This is a genomic window from Mangrovibacter yixingensis (assembly GCF_020523985.1).
In the GTDB taxonomy this organism is placed as follows: domain Bacteria; phylum Pseudomonadota; class Gammaproteobacteria; order Enterobacterales; family Enterobacteriaceae; genus Mangrovibacter; species Mangrovibacter yixingensis.
Genome location: NZ_JAIVKM010000003.1, coordinates 339,933 through 352,221, shown reverse-complemented (window position 1 = coordinate 352,221; position 12,289 = coordinate 339,933). Strand labels below are relative to the sequence as shown.

The 12,289-nt window shown below is 47.9% G+C and carries 17 protein-coding genes and 3 pseudogenes; 9 read left to right on the top strand and 11 right to left on the bottom strand.

Annotated elements, in window-relative coordinates:
• Position 1: 1 nt before the first annotated feature.
• The 3 genes and pseudogenes from LC084_RS23375 to LC084_RS15535 form a co-directional block, all read left to right on the top strand.
• Positions 2-94, top strand: a pseudogene (locus tag LC084_RS23375) (STM2901 family protein); the annotation flags it as partial.
• Positions 88-418: pseudogene (locus LC084_RS23370) on the top strand (DUF1493 family protein). The pseudogenes LC084_RS23375 and LC084_RS23370, both read left to right, overlap by 7 nt.
• Positions 419-436: 18 nt before the next feature.
• Entirely contained in the window at positions 437-571 is a 135-nt protein-coding gene (locus LC084_RS15535; RefSeq protein ID WP_404808649.1) for an Hcp family type VI secretion system effector, read from the top strand.
• Positions 572-700: 129 nt separating this feature from the next.
• Here LC084_RS15535 and LC084_RS15530 read toward each other — a convergent pair whose 3' ends face one another.
• Together LC084_RS15530 and LC084_RS15525 are read right to left on the bottom strand one after the other, a co-directional pair.
• Positions 701-1,027, bottom strand: a complete 327-nt coding sequence (locus tag LC084_RS15530) for a hypothetical protein (RefSeq protein ID WP_226572088.1) — start codon at positions 1,025-1,027, stop codon at positions 701-703.
• Between the two features lie 335 nt (positions 1,028-1,362).
• Positions 1,363-1,626 (bottom strand): helix-turn-helix domain-containing protein, encoded by a 264-nt coding sequence (locus LC084_RS15525; protein WP_036106771.1) that lies wholly within the window; start codon positions 1,624-1,626, stop codon positions 1,363-1,365.
• 288 nt (positions 1,627-1,914) lie between these two features.
• On the opposite strand from LC084_RS15525, the gene LC084_RS15520 reads away from it, so the two are divergent.
• Positions 1,915-2,154 carry a helix-turn-helix domain-containing protein gene (locus LC084_RS15520; protein WP_226572087.1) on the top strand — a complete coding sequence of 80 codons (240 nt, stop codon included), beginning with the start codon at positions 1,915-1,917 and terminating at the stop codon, positions 2,152-2,154.
• A 13-nt stretch (positions 2,155-2,167) separates the two neighbouring features.
• Here LC084_RS15520 and LC084_RS15515 read toward each other — a convergent pair whose 3' ends face one another.
• Positions 2,168-2,584 (bottom strand): lysozyme inhibitor LprI family protein, encoded by a 417-nt coding sequence (locus LC084_RS15515; RefSeq protein WP_226572086.1) that lies wholly within the window; start codon positions 2,582-2,584, stop codon positions 2,168-2,170.
• A 406-nt stretch (positions 2,585-2,990) separates the two neighbouring features.
• On the opposite strand from LC084_RS15515, the gene LC084_RS15510 reads away from it, so the two are divergent.
• The gene (locus tag LC084_RS15510; protein WP_226572085.1) at positions 2,991-3,920 is read left to right on the top strand and encodes a DMT family transporter; all 930 of its coding nucleotides are present in this window, start codon (positions 2,991-2,993) and stop codon (positions 3,918-3,920) included.
• 59 nt (positions 3,921-3,979) lie between these two features.
• On the opposite strand, the gene LC084_RS15505 is transcribed toward LC084_RS15510, so the two are convergent.
• The 3 genes from LC084_RS15505 to LC084_RS15495 all read right to left on the bottom strand — a co-directional run bounded on the left by LC084_RS15505 (position 3,980) and on the right by LC084_RS15495 (position 5,237).
• Positions 3,980-4,189, bottom strand: coding sequence for a YdgH/BhsA/McbA-like domain containing protein (locus LC084_RS15505; RefSeq protein WP_226572084.1), 210 nt, complete (start codon positions 4,187-4,189; stop codon positions 3,980-3,982).
• A 168-nt stretch (positions 4,190-4,357) separates the two neighbouring features.
• A complete protein-coding gene (locus LC084_RS15500) occupies positions 4,358-4,624 on the bottom strand; it encodes a hypothetical protein (RefSeq protein WP_226572083.1) in 267 nt (88 codons plus the stop codon).
• A 61-nt stretch (positions 4,625-4,685) separates the two neighbouring features.
• The gene (locus tag LC084_RS15495) at positions 4,686-5,237 is read right to left on the bottom strand and encodes a protein K (RefSeq protein WP_226572129.1); all 552 of its coding nucleotides are present in this window, start codon (positions 5,235-5,237) and stop codon (positions 4,686-4,688) included.
• A gap of 260 nt (positions 5,238-5,497) precedes the next feature.
• Here LC084_RS15495 and LC084_RS15490 point away from each other — a divergent pair, with 260 nt between their 5' ends.
• The gene (locus tag LC084_RS15490) at positions 5,498-6,556 is read left to right on the top strand and encodes a DUF1176 domain-containing protein (RefSeq protein ID WP_226572082.1); all 1,059 of its coding nucleotides are present in this window, start codon (positions 5,498-5,500) and stop codon (positions 6,554-6,556) included.
• Positions 6,557-6,780: 224 nt separating this feature from the next.
• Here the strand turns inward: LC084_RS15490 and LC084_RS15485 are convergent.
• From LC084_RS15485 to LC084_RS15475, 3 genes and pseudogenes are all read right to left on the bottom strand, one after another.
• Positions 6,781-6,870, bottom strand: a pseudogene (locus LC084_RS15485) (SAM-dependent methyltransferase); the annotation flags it as partial.
• A 10-nt stretch (positions 6,871-6,880) separates the two neighbouring features.
• Entirely contained in the window at positions 6,881-7,138 is a 258-nt protein-coding gene (locus tag LC084_RS15480; RefSeq protein WP_226572081.1) for a YjhX family toxin, read from the bottom strand.
• Between the two features lie 288 nt (positions 7,139-7,426).
• Positions 7,427-7,840 (bottom strand): hypothetical protein, encoded by a 414-nt coding sequence (locus LC084_RS15475; RefSeq protein ID WP_226572080.1) that lies wholly within the window; start codon positions 7,838-7,840, stop codon positions 7,427-7,429.
• Positions 7,841-8,151: 311 nt separating this feature from the next.
• Between LC084_RS15475 and LC084_RS15470 the strand changes: the two genes are divergently transcribed.
• From LC084_RS15470 to LC084_RS15460, 3 genes are all read left to right on the top strand, one after another.
• On the top strand, positions 8,152-8,355 hold the full coding sequence (locus LC084_RS15470) for a hypothetical protein (RefSeq protein ID WP_226572079.1): 204 nt from the start codon (positions 8,152-8,154) through the stop codon (positions 8,353-8,355).
• A 256-nt stretch (positions 8,356-8,611) separates the two neighbouring features.
• On the top strand, positions 8,612-9,013 hold the full coding sequence (locus LC084_RS15465) for a DUF3302 domain-containing protein (protein ID WP_226572078.1): 402 nt from the start codon (positions 8,612-8,614) through the stop codon (positions 9,011-9,013).
• Entirely contained in the window at positions 9,013-10,155 is a 1,143-nt protein-coding gene (locus tag LC084_RS15460) for an HlyD family secretion protein (protein ID WP_226572077.1), read from the top strand. The genes LC084_RS15465 and LC084_RS15460 overlap by 1 nt, the downstream gene beginning before the upstream one ends.
• Before the next feature lie 87 nt (positions 10,156-10,242).
• On the opposite strand, the gene LC084_RS15455 is transcribed toward LC084_RS15460, so the two are convergent.
• The gene (locus tag LC084_RS15455; RefSeq protein WP_226572076.1) at positions 10,243-10,905 is read right to left on the bottom strand and encodes an HAD family hydrolase; all 663 of its coding nucleotides are present in this window, start codon (positions 10,903-10,905) and stop codon (positions 10,243-10,245) included.
• A gap of 45 nt (positions 10,906-10,950) precedes the next feature.
• The gene (locus LC084_RS15450; protein ID WP_226572075.1) at positions 10,951-12,228 is read right to left on the bottom strand and encodes an RbtT/DalT/CsbX family MFS transporter; all 1,278 of its coding nucleotides are present in this window, start codon (positions 12,226-12,228) and stop codon (positions 10,951-10,953) included.
• Between the last annotated feature and the right edge of the window lie 61 nt (positions 12,229-12,289).

Below are 12,289 nucleotides of genomic sequence, written 5' to 3'. Positions count from 1 at the left end.
TGAAGTTATTTTAATAGCCGATGTAACTCAAATCACTTATTGCTCTGTACGTGATTACAACACCATAGCACGGGGTAATGATAAATTATGGTAGGTAATATTGAACAACGAGTAATCGAGCTTTTCACTATGCGTAGTGGTTGTTATATATTCCGAAAAAAAGAAATACGACACCTTTACTGCATCTTCAAATATTCATTTTGATGTAAAGCTGGACTAGGATGATATTGAGGAACTTATCGAGGATTACGCTAAAGAGTTCAATGTGGATATGTCAGCTTTCCACATTGAAACCTATTATCCCAGGTTTCAATTGTCATGGAATCCCTTTGCAAAAACTGAACCCGTGCATATTCCCGATTTCACTATTGATATGTTCATTCAATCAGCTAAAGCCAGGGAATGGCTGTACGACTAATCGCAAGGAGTTTAATCAATGGCTGTACCAGTCCACTTGATTTTGAATGATGACGGCGGTGTGCTGATCCGCGGTTCTTCTGATGTCACAGGCAGAGAAGGGAGTATTGAGTTGCGTGGCTTGCAGCACAGCCAGGTATTGGTTACCTGGTGATTTAACCCGGAAAATATCTACTATGGCCCTGGAATTTATGGCATTCGAAATGGGGAAAGCAGGAAAAAAATTATACGATATGGATAAAACATCCCATTCAGATAGCAGTGGGAAGTAAGAGCAAGGAGGTTACCCCTCCTTGTTCAGGAAACGGGTAGCTTTCCATGCAATTCCTATTGGTGTGGCAGCAAAAAGATAAATACATAAAATAATGATAGCCCCAAAGTACCAGTAACCATTCCCCGTGTTTCTGGCGAATGTTGCATACCCTGCCATTAAAAACATGAATATCACAATGGCAACAGAGATATAAAATCGTTTTCTTAGCTCACTCAGTAAAATGTGCAGTGTTTTGAGTTCGCCATCCGGCGTTTGTAACCTTTTCCTTAGAAGAATAATGTTCTTTTCTGAAAAGCCATTTGCACGCAATTTAATTTCCAATTGTGTGTCATCCATTATTCACTCCTGCAGACACTCAACGATATACTGGTTGAGAACCATAGCAGGTGTTTTTTTCAAAATACAGTAGCAATTCCCTGAAAATAATCTGGTATTACAGTTGAGTATGGTAAACGTCTTTATCAAGGGTACTCTTCACCAAACACGCCCTTTACGGGCTTGCGAGCCTGATGACAAACCTCATGTCTGCACAGAACAAGAGGGTGACACCCAATAAAAAACCAGGAAAATCAAGTTATTGATTTTCGGCTGCTAACTAAAAAGAAGGAAAAACCACGCATTTCCCTTCTTTTTCATCTATCTGACACGCCCTTTACCGGCGTGCCGAATAATCAAACCGCATTCTTTATGCGCATCATGGCTGCGCGGTCTATCCGCATTCCTTGCTTATCAAAATAACGGCTCGGCCAAATCTCGCTGGCATCCACGCCAATTGCCGTTGCAATCAGTATTTCGCCTCTGGGCCAGGGGCGGGTAAGTGCATTCGATAGCGTGGAAGATGCCAGCCCCGCTTCCCGGGAAACCGCGGCCATGGACGTCCCTTTCTTACGCAGTGCAGCAATAATATCTGCCGCATGCCAGTCTGTGTTGGTCATGATAATTGCTCCTTTTGTAGACTATCAGTCACTTTTTGAGAGGCTAACATGAATGAAATGTGACTTATAGTCCGTTTAACTATAATCAACATAACGACGTCAATTTTGATTGGAAACTCGTGGCAGGCTGAAAGAATATGTAATGAATGGCGTCAGTTACATTAGTTGTATTTGTTCAGTCGGCTTCTTGATGGTTTTGCACTGGTTTGCGATCTGTCTGGGGAATTGTGCGTTAATTGTGACTTATAGTCCGTGGTCTGATAAGCAACATCAGGCCATGTTAGCGGGATGAAAAAATCCTCGCACATTCAGGCGTTTTTTGGCGCACACATCAAGAAACTCAGATTACAGTCTGGTCTTTCTCAGGAAGCCTTTGCGGATAAATGCGGGCTGGACAGGACTTACGTCAGTGGCATTGAACGCGGAGTTCGTAATCCTACTTTGGAAGTGATCAACGTATTAGCCAAAGGGTTGAATGTTGATATCAGCGCACTGTTTGCGTTTGAGAAAGACGAGGTCGATGAGTGAGCGGTGTATCCATTTAATCACCCAGATTTGTGCTGTTTCTTAAACGATACAAGTCGAGCGCTTTGTCGCGAGTAATATTCATTATGCTCTCAGCAGCCACAAGCCCCCATATGGTGCCTTGTTCTTGTTGGTAATATGTTTTCATCGCCTCAATGTATGTATCCCGGTATTTAATCCATAACCGTTGTGAGTCACGTAGCGCGACACGTACATTTTCTGGTTGCCCGTTCATGAGTAATTTATATTGTTTCCCCAATTCAGCATCCCATTGTGTAATGGCGGTTTTATAGCAGAGTTGCGATGCAAGTGTATTTTCTGCGTTGTTTTTGCACTGTAGAAGCGCGTTATCAATACTCTCTCCTGGGCGCGCGGCAAAGACTGAAAAGGGGAGTAATAGCAGTAAAGCGCACGGGATGTGTTTTAAAGGCATTGTGGTATTCCCAAAGCAGGAACGGGATTAGTATTATAGCACTCGCTTTTGCTTAAGGTTTTCCCGGTCTGCCTTTACTCACCGAACCAGAACCGCTCAGGCATTAAGCACCTTGCCAGGCTTACAATCCCACCATCAATATGTCGATAAAACGCATTTTTTTAAACATATGGCCCAAACATGTTTACGGTATCGACACGTTCTGGCGATATGTCGATAAAACACGTTTTTTTAAACATATGTGTTGCCCCTCAGTTCCACCCACCCCCACACAATTTGCATTAAAGTGCCAAACCGCTAATGCCAAATAACCGAAAACCAGACATGATGAGCAAGAAAATAATTAGCATTCTGCCCGTGGTGTACGGCAAGGCCTGTGCGGGAGAGAAGAATAAGGAGTAACAGGGTGGCTTCTGAATCATCTGCAGCACTGGAGAAAACCCGTGGCGCACCGCCTGCGCGGCTGGTGGCCTTTTTTTTGTTTATTATCCCGCCTTTATTATGGGCCGGTAACTTTATTGTCGGGCGGGCCATTCGCAATGATATTCCCCCGGCAACATTAACCTTTTTTCGCTGGCTGGTGGCGCTGGTGGTGATTTTCCCCTTTGCCGCGCCCTTTGTCCGGCGGGATTTTCGCCGCTATTTGCAGGTGCCGCTACGCATTATCGCGCTGTCGCTCAGTGGCATTACTGCGTTTAGTTTGCTGGTTTACTACGGCCTGCACCACACATCCGGCACTAATGCCTTGTTGCTGAACTCCTGCGTACCCATTCTGATTATGCTGTTTGGGGCGCTGTTTTATCAGCAACGCCTTGGCGGGTTACAGGTGGCTGGTATTGCGGTGTCATTTTGCGGTGTGCTGGTGATTATTTTTCGGGGCAGCCTGCAGGGGCTTATGCAACTGGCGTTTTCATCTGGTGATGTAATGCTGCTCGGGGCCATGGCAAGTTTCGCGTTATACACACTTTGGCTGCGTAAACTGCCAGCGGAAATTAACCGCATGGGGTTACTGTGGGTACAGGTGCTAATTACGTTACTGGTGGTGTCACCGCTCTGGCTCCATGAGCATATCAGCGGGTTGGCGGTGCAGTGGAATACCACCACGTTGTCGGCAGTGCTGTTTCTGGGTGTCTGCCCGTCGTTTATTTCTTACTGGTTTTATGGGCGCTGTGTGGAAACTATTGGGGCTGCCCGCGCCGGGTTGTGTATCCACCTGATTCCGGTATTCGGAGTGGTGCTTTCGCTGCTGTTTCTTGGCGAACCGTTCCGCCTGTTTCACCTGGCAGGTATTGCTGCCATTATTGCTGGCGTTACGCTGGCAAGCCGCAAAGTCTGAATAGGCTCAGAAACGCAAAAACCACCGGTTAAGGTGGTTTTTTTCGCCTGGGTACTGGCTTATTTGGTCAGTTCAGCCGTCATATGTACGCCGTTATTCACATTGGCTTCAGTAATGTGGTAAGAAGCGCCAGCCTGTTTAGCCTGGGCTGCAATCTGTGCTTCAGCACCGTCCAGGGTGGAAGCGGTGGCGGTTACGCTTTGAGCGAAAGCACCAAAAGACATAACAGAAAGAGCGGCAACTGCAACGAAAGTTTTGATAGATTTCATGGTCGTATTCCTTAAATGATTTTGTTCGGTAGGGGCTGTATTGCCCTGATGTGAACAATCATAGGCCTGCCATGTGGTGATTAAAATCAAAACAATTTGCGGATCTCTTTCAAAAAATATGAAGTATTTTGATGGAGCGACCGGCTCCTGTGTTTCGCGGCGGGTTGGCTATCTCTGCAAGAAAAAGCTGATGATGAACATCAGCACGGCAAGCAGGGAAAAAAACGCCGCACCCGTAGAGAAACCATACTGTATTGATTCTTCATCTTGTTTAATATCGCGAAAGCGGGCCAGTGCTTTTGCGGCATTGGGGGCGGTAATCTCCTCAAACTGCTGTTCATAACCTTGTGCTTTCAGGCGGGTTGCCTCAGTTGCATCGGCTTTCTCCACTACAGTAATCTGGTTGCCCTTTTTTAAGAAAATAAACACGGGCATTTGCGTCTCCTGGTAAGGCTTTTGTAAGTTCACCTTGTAGCGAACAAGTTGGCTGTCGCACCTATTCCTGGCATACCGAAGGCTGTGCTTTCCAGGAATAGACCAGTTTATTGTCCTGGTAGTAGTTATAAACAGCCCCGTCCGGGAAAAGTGAGCGGAAAACTTTTACCCGGTTATCCTTAGAACAATAATTTTTGATAATCACTTTTTGCATATTACTGCGCCATTCCTCATTCTTCGTAATACTGGCGGGGAGCCCTTTAATCACGAATTTATAAGTGAATGTATTTCCCTCTGCAGAGACATCCGCCATCATGGTGGCATCATCAATTAATAATGGCAGTTGCTTTTTAACTTCCGCAACGACAGATTTTTGCAGTAATTTGGGGTCGTTATCTTTTAACTGATTAAATTCTTGAATTTTTTCTGATGTAGACTGCGAGCGTATCTCTGCCAGCCGCTTATCCAGTTCGTTACCGCCAGGCGTAGTTTGGCTGTCCTTGGTGGTGTTCGGTGTTTCTGCGCTATCTGCTTTATCTTTGGGGGCATCGTCGCACCCGCTTGCCAGAAGTATTACCGGTAAAAGAGCGGCGAATGTTGCCCGTTTGATCATTTCTGTCACTCCATAACCCTGTGTAATTGTTGCCTCATGGTAATTAATTATATATATAAAGCACCTGGTTACTTTATTTATCGTTTTCATTGCGGCATTCAGTGCAATACAGCAAGTGCTGGTTGGCGTTGTGCCGTAAGCATGTGCCATTCAGTAAAAACAACGTTGTATTTTCGGCCTGAACATTACGCGTAATGGCAATCTGTTTTTGGTGATTTGTTTTTAAGATTAATCTTGTCTATGCATTATGGAGAGATGGCATGAAGGGCATTGTCCCGGTGGGAATACTGGCGATGGTATTTTTCAGCGTGCCAGCGCTGGCTCAGGAAAATGGGGTTTCGTTCAGCCACAAAAACTGGGAAGTGGTGTGCGATAACACGCTAACCTGCAGGGCGGCAGGTTACAGTCCGGAAGAGGGCAAGGGTGGATCGGTGCTGTTAACCCGTAAAGCCGGTGCGGGCAGTGCGGTTACCGGCAAAGTGATGCTGGCTGAAGTGGATGAGGGTGAAGACGCGCCAGTCAGCCAACTGGCACTGTGGATCAACGGCCAGCCTGCGGGGGCGTTAACATCAACTAAAAACGACGACTGGCAACTCTCACAACAACAAACCCAGCGCCTGGTTGCTGCCATTAAAGGCAGTGGCAAGGTTGAATTTAAAGGTGGGCCGGAGCCCTTTGTGCTCTCTGGCGATGGCGCTTATGCCGTATTACTGAAAATGGACGATGTACAAGGGCGCATTGGTACGCCCGGCGCATTAACGAAAAAAGGCGATAAGCCGGAAAGTACCGTGTTGGCCGCAATACCTGAGCCGGTTATTCAGCAAGCGAAAACTGTCACTGCCCCAACACGAGCGTTAACCGCGCCAGAAATGGCCGCACTTAAGCCAAAATTACTGGCGGCGTTGGGTAAATCAGAAGAGTGCGACCTTCTTGATGACCCCGGTGAAATGGGCGACATGCTCTCTTCTGAAGAAAAAGCAATAACACTCCAGCCAGTAGATAAATCTCATGTCCTTATATCGGCATTGTGCTGGCGGGCGGCTTATAACGAAGGCTATGGCTACTGGGTAATGGATAGCCAGCTTGCTGAAAAACCGCAACTGGTGACAACTTCCGGCACTGATTATAGCGATGGCGTTATTTCATTGGGCCAGAAAGGCCGTGGTTTGGGCGATTGCTGGTGGAGTGCCAGTTGGGTATGGGATGGCTCTGCTTTCCGTAAAAGCCATGAAGGTGGCACCGGCTCGTGCCGTTACCTGCGCCTGGGCGGCACCTGGGATTTACCGCTCTGGGTGGCACAGGTAAAACCGGTACAGTGAATCTACAGTTATAACGCTAATTGGCTCTGAGCCCCTGGCATGTTCAGCTTTAGCGCCAGCAATACAAGAAAAGGCCGGTTGCCCTGCTGGGTATACCGGCCTTGTTTTTACGGCTTACTGGCTGGCTAATGAATATCAGCGAGCCAGTAAGGCGAACACACCCAAGCCCAGGTATTCACGCGTGTATGTATGCCACATGGCGGAGTGGGGTTTCAGGCATAACGCCTGGCCAGGGGGGCATATTTCTCCGGGGTAAAGGGGTTATGGATCCGGTGAGCGGATTCGCTAATCGTGAAAATATGTGGAATATCCATAGTGCTCTCCTTAGCGGTTGTCCGGTTGGGCGCGAACGTTATTCAGCCCGGTGGTGTTAATTCGGTAGGGCTGCCCGTTTACGGACTTAATTAATTTTTTGGTTTTGAGTTTTTTGAAAACAGTGAGTGTGCAGTCGCTCAGCAACAACCCTTCCCGGCTGTAACATTCAACTGCGGTAACACGGCCAGAGGTATTACGGGTATGCACAATGCGCCCGCCTTTTGCGAGCACGTGTAAAGTCCGTTGTTCCTGACGGGATAAATTCATACTGAAACCTGTTAATCATCATGTGCAAAAACATGCCAACACCCGCAGGTGTTTGCGTAAGGTTTTAGCGCAGCGATAACCAGTGTGGCGGTAAAGCCAACAAGCTGATTATCTGATGATTACATTCTCCAGCATCAAAGCCTCGGTGAGATTGGGTAGGAATAAACGGGCGAATACTAACACCTGTTTTTTATATGGAAATGGTGCGGGGTAAATATTGTGATCCCGGTGCAGTAATCGTGCTGAGGTGGTTTAACATCATAAATGTGTGGGCCACCTCTGTTTGGGCTATAAACGGTGGGGTACCCGGTAATGGTCCATGATCCGGCCCATTAAATACAGGCGGGCTTCTGCTTCACTGGAAAATAAACCGTGCGTCATAATGGCGTGTTGCGCCACATTGATAGACATAATAATCAACTGCACAATATCTGCCCGGCTATGGAGTTGGGAGAGAATGTCGTTGCAATCCACGTGGTCATCATTGTGGCTGTGCCAGCGTAATTTGAGCATGGGGAAAACTTCCGCAGCATGCTGGCGGGCACTTTCCAGAGACATCCCCCCGCATTTGCTTAACGCAATATTGTCAAATTTCAAACGCCAGGAATCCAGCGCACGCGCTGCTCTGTGCGACTGCCCATCCAGGGTGCCGGTTTGCTCCTGGGGTTTGTCATTATTCAGCCGGTAATTACGTGTCGCCATGATGATGTTCCTTATAGCCGGGCTGTATGTAAAACGTGCAGTCCTCCATCAGGAAGATTAGTTCAGTTTGCGGCGTATTTTCGTCGCTGACTTCGCATATCGTGACAGCACTTCAGGGAAGCATTTCCCTTAGGGAGATCCTTACACATTATAACGATTTTTGCTTACCAACAATGGGCAACATAACGGGCCATTTACGCCATGATTCTGGCTATAGACCTACTATTTTTGGTGGGGGGCATTCTGTCGCTGTGCCAATTTATTATTAGCTGTGTTTGAATTCGCTGGCTCGGGATAAAGGAGAGCGGTAAATGTGGAATGTTATCAGTCTGTTAGTTGATGTTTCCTCCAGAGTTTGTGATTTTTTGTATCTGCGTGATCGCAAAAGAGCAGAGCGCAAAACATTGCGCGGTGCACCATTTCGTAAAATACCCGTTATCCAGATGCAACCCGGTGAAAAGGCTGTTCAGGAAGAGGAAGGCAATACCACCTGCAATACAAAAGAAGCAAAGTAACCGGTTTCTTTCCTCGCTTTTTTCTTGTGTTATCCCACCTTTCTGCCATTTTTTATTGGTTGTTGAGAAATATCTCATTTGAACTGGCGTAACCCCATTTCCCTGCATAAGCTCAAATTAATCAGGTTGTTGCCACCTGGCGAATAATTACACAACCTGAATAACCGGGCTGGTAGATAATATTTTGAAAAATAATTGAAAATGCTTTGTTCTGGTAATAACCAGCCAAGGCTATTGTTTGCTGGGAGCAAAACTCATGACGCTGGACTATGTTGCATTGGTAATGCTGGTGGTGGTGTTCTTGATTTTGTTTTACGGGATCATTGCTATCCACGATATTCCTTATGAAATAGCTAAAAAGCGAAATCATCCCCATCAGGATGCGATTCACTATGCAGGCTGGGTGAGCCTGTTTACCTTGCATGTGTTATGGCCGTTTCTGTGGATTTGGGCCACCTTGTGGCGCGAAGACAGAGGTTGGGGTATTCAAAAAATTGAGCAAGAACAGCATGATATCCAGCACCACCTCAGTGTGCTTACCACCCAAATAGAGCAGCTTCAGCAAGAGATTACCCAGTTAAAAAAAACTCCTGAGCCAGTGCCCGAAGTAGTACCCGTGGTGCAAGAAGTACCGGCCAGTTCACAGGAGGAAAAATAATGGAAACATTGTTACTGCTTTCTTATGCCGCACTTTGTGTTGCGGTGTTCAAGATTTTTCGCATACCGCTAAATAAATGGACAGTGCCCACGGCAGTATTAGGCGGTGGTATTTTCCTTGGCCTGGTTGTGCTTATTATGAATTACAACTACCCCTTCAGCGATATTGGCAAAGAAGCCTATCGCACTATTCCCATTGTTTCTCAGGTGCGTGGTCGGGTAACCGATGTGCCGGTAACGCCGAATGTGATGCTGCATAAAGGTGATGTGCTGTTTCGTATTGACCCGGTCCCCTTCCAGAACCGGGTGGACGATCTCCGGGCACAAATTAAAGACGCCAGCCAGAATGCCCTTTCGCTGGATTCCGGCCTGAACCAGGCAAAAGCCGATTTAAATAAAGCGATTGCCGACCGTGACCAGGCAAAACGCGAATATGCCCGTTATGCTCAGGGCCACAAAAAAGGCGCATTCTCAGATCAGGAAGTCGATACCCGCCTGCAAACCTGGAAAGCGGCAGAGGCAACAGTGGCTGCAGAGCAGGCCGCAGTACAGCAGGCAAAAAACTCACTCAATTCAGTGGTAGATGGCGAAAACTCGAAAGTCGCCTCACTGATGGCGCAGTTGCGTAACGCAGAATTTAACCTGGAAAGTACGGTGGTGCGTGCGCCTTCCGATGGCTATGTCACCATGGTAGGTTTGCGCCCCGGTACGATGTCCACTTCCCTTGGTATGGCCCCAGTAATGACATTTGTGCCTAAAGAACCGGGGGAATTACCCACGTATGTTGCCGCTTTCCGCCAGAACTCCATTCAGCGCATCAAACCCGGTTACGAAGCAGAGCTGCTGTTCCCTTCAATACCGGGCACAGTGTTCCATGGGGAAGTGCTTGGCGTATTGCCCGCGATGGGTGAAGGCCAGTTCCAGGGGCAGGGCCGCCTGCTAACCACCGCAGATTTACAAGGCCAGGGGCGTGTTCTGGTCACAGTCAGGGCAACAGACCCGCGGCTGGCGCAATATGACTTGCCACAGGGTTCCCAGGTGGAAGTGGCGGTGTATTCGGGCCATTTCGAGGAGTTATCACTAATGCGTAAAATCCTGATCCGTATGAAGAGTTGGGAAAATTACGTCTTTTTGGACCACTAATGGCTGCTAAAAAGTAAGCGCAAACAAGGAAAGAACAGACCGTTTATCTCCCGGAATGTTTGCGCTTACGTATTCAGAAACCAGCCGTTATACCTGTTGGGCCGCGGGTTCAGGCAGTGCTGCCAGCATCTCTGGCAATGAAAGATAGCGCCCGTCCGCCTCCAGAAAATTGGGGTTATGGCAATCAGGTGAGACCATAAACACCGCCATTCCAGCAGATTGCGCAGCCCGGAAGCCATTCAGGCTGTCTTCCACTACCAGGCAGTCTGTGGCGGGCAGTGCGAGTTTGCGAGCGGTAGAGAGGTAAACCGCCGGGTCTGGTTTGCCGCGGGGTTCGTTATCGGCGCTGGACACAATTTCAAAATAGTGGCGCAGTTGCAGTTTATCGAACACGGCATCAATCACCCGGTGCGAAGATGAAGTGGCTAAAGCGATACGGCAGTTTCTTTGTTGTAAGGCGCGTAATGTTGCCTCGACGCCAGGCAAAGGCTTTCCGTTTGCGGTAATTGATGTGGTGACATGGTGCAAAATTGCCTGTTCCAGTTGCCTGGGTTGTAAGGGCAAGTTGAAATGCTGGCACCACACCCTGGCGATTTCATCCAGTCGCTTGCCTTTAGTCAGGGATTCACATTGTTCAACCGTAGCCTGAACATTGTGTGCCGCAAGTGCCGTGATTTGCGCCTGTTGCCAGAACGGCTCAGAATCAATAATCACACCATCCATATCAAAAATAACCGCTTTCACCTTCATTTCTACCTCTCTTGCAGGCTGGCGGTTGCCCGCCAGCCCGGTGGTTTACGACAATTGCGCACTCTCTGCCGCACATTCCGGTTTAGTGCTAAATCCGGGCTGTTCAACGTGAATGAATGGGCAGATGAAAAACGCGACGATATACAGCACGGTGTAGGCAATCACCACGCCAATGGTACTGAAGTAGGGCAGCAGCAACACGGCGATGGCCGGGGCCAGGAAGTTAGATGTCCCGGCAGATAAGTTATAAACCGAAATGGCAGCACCTTTGTGGTTCGGCTCCAGTGCCGGGAATACCGCTGCCATGGGAACAAATGCCGCCACAAAAATGCCCAGTGCAATCGCCGGAATTAATGCCATGGCAAAGTTATGGCCAAAATGCTGGGGAATGTAATAAAACGCCAGGCTGGAAAGTGCCATACCAATGCAACCAAACCAGCGCACCACTTTTATCCAACCCATTTTTTCAGACACAACGCCCCAGAACACATTGGAGAAAATGGTGGTAAAGAAAAAGACGGCCCATACCTGGAGCCATTCAGACGTAGTAAAGCCGAGTTGGTCCACAAACATCATTGGCATGATCACAGCAAAACCAAACAGCGACAGGGTATTGATAATCCGCACTATGCAAGACAGCATAATATTGCGGTTACTGTAAATCAGCGTGACTGCACGGGTAAGTTCACTGAATTTTTCCCGCGTGGTGAGGTTTTGCATATGGCGCGGTGTGGCAATATGGCGCAGGGAAATCTGTGCGATAACACCGCCAGTGATACAAAATGCCAGTGCCAGCCACAATGTTCCCAGTTCGCCAATATGTGGGATGGTGAAGCTCGGAATATAACTGCCAAACACACCAATACCAATGGAATACACGGCCCAGAACCAGCCAATTGCCGAGCTGGCGCTGTCGCTCTTCACGTTATGAATAATGGCAACAATAAATGAATACAGGAACAGGGGATAAGCGAAACCACGAATACCGTAGAACAACAGAATCATGGCGTAATTCGCATGCCCCAGGCCAAATGTCAGGAACAAAACATGGAACACGCACCACATCAAAAAGCCAATCAGCATGGTTTTTTGTGGGGTAATAATTTCAGCCACCACGCCAGACACCCATGCAGCAAGCGCAGCCGCAAGGCCATAGAGAGTGAAAGCAAAAGAGGCTTCAGCCGGTGAAAAGCCTAATTCTTTAATATAGTGGGATAAAAACGCCAGTTCGAAGCCATCTCCCGTCATGAAGAAGGCGATAGCGATATAACCCCATATCAGGTTCAGAGGCAATCCCAGCCACTGCTTGTTGGTTACAGACATAATGACCTCGTATTCAGGGTACAGTGGAACCACTCCGGCGCAGGGCCGGAGGGTTTTGTTA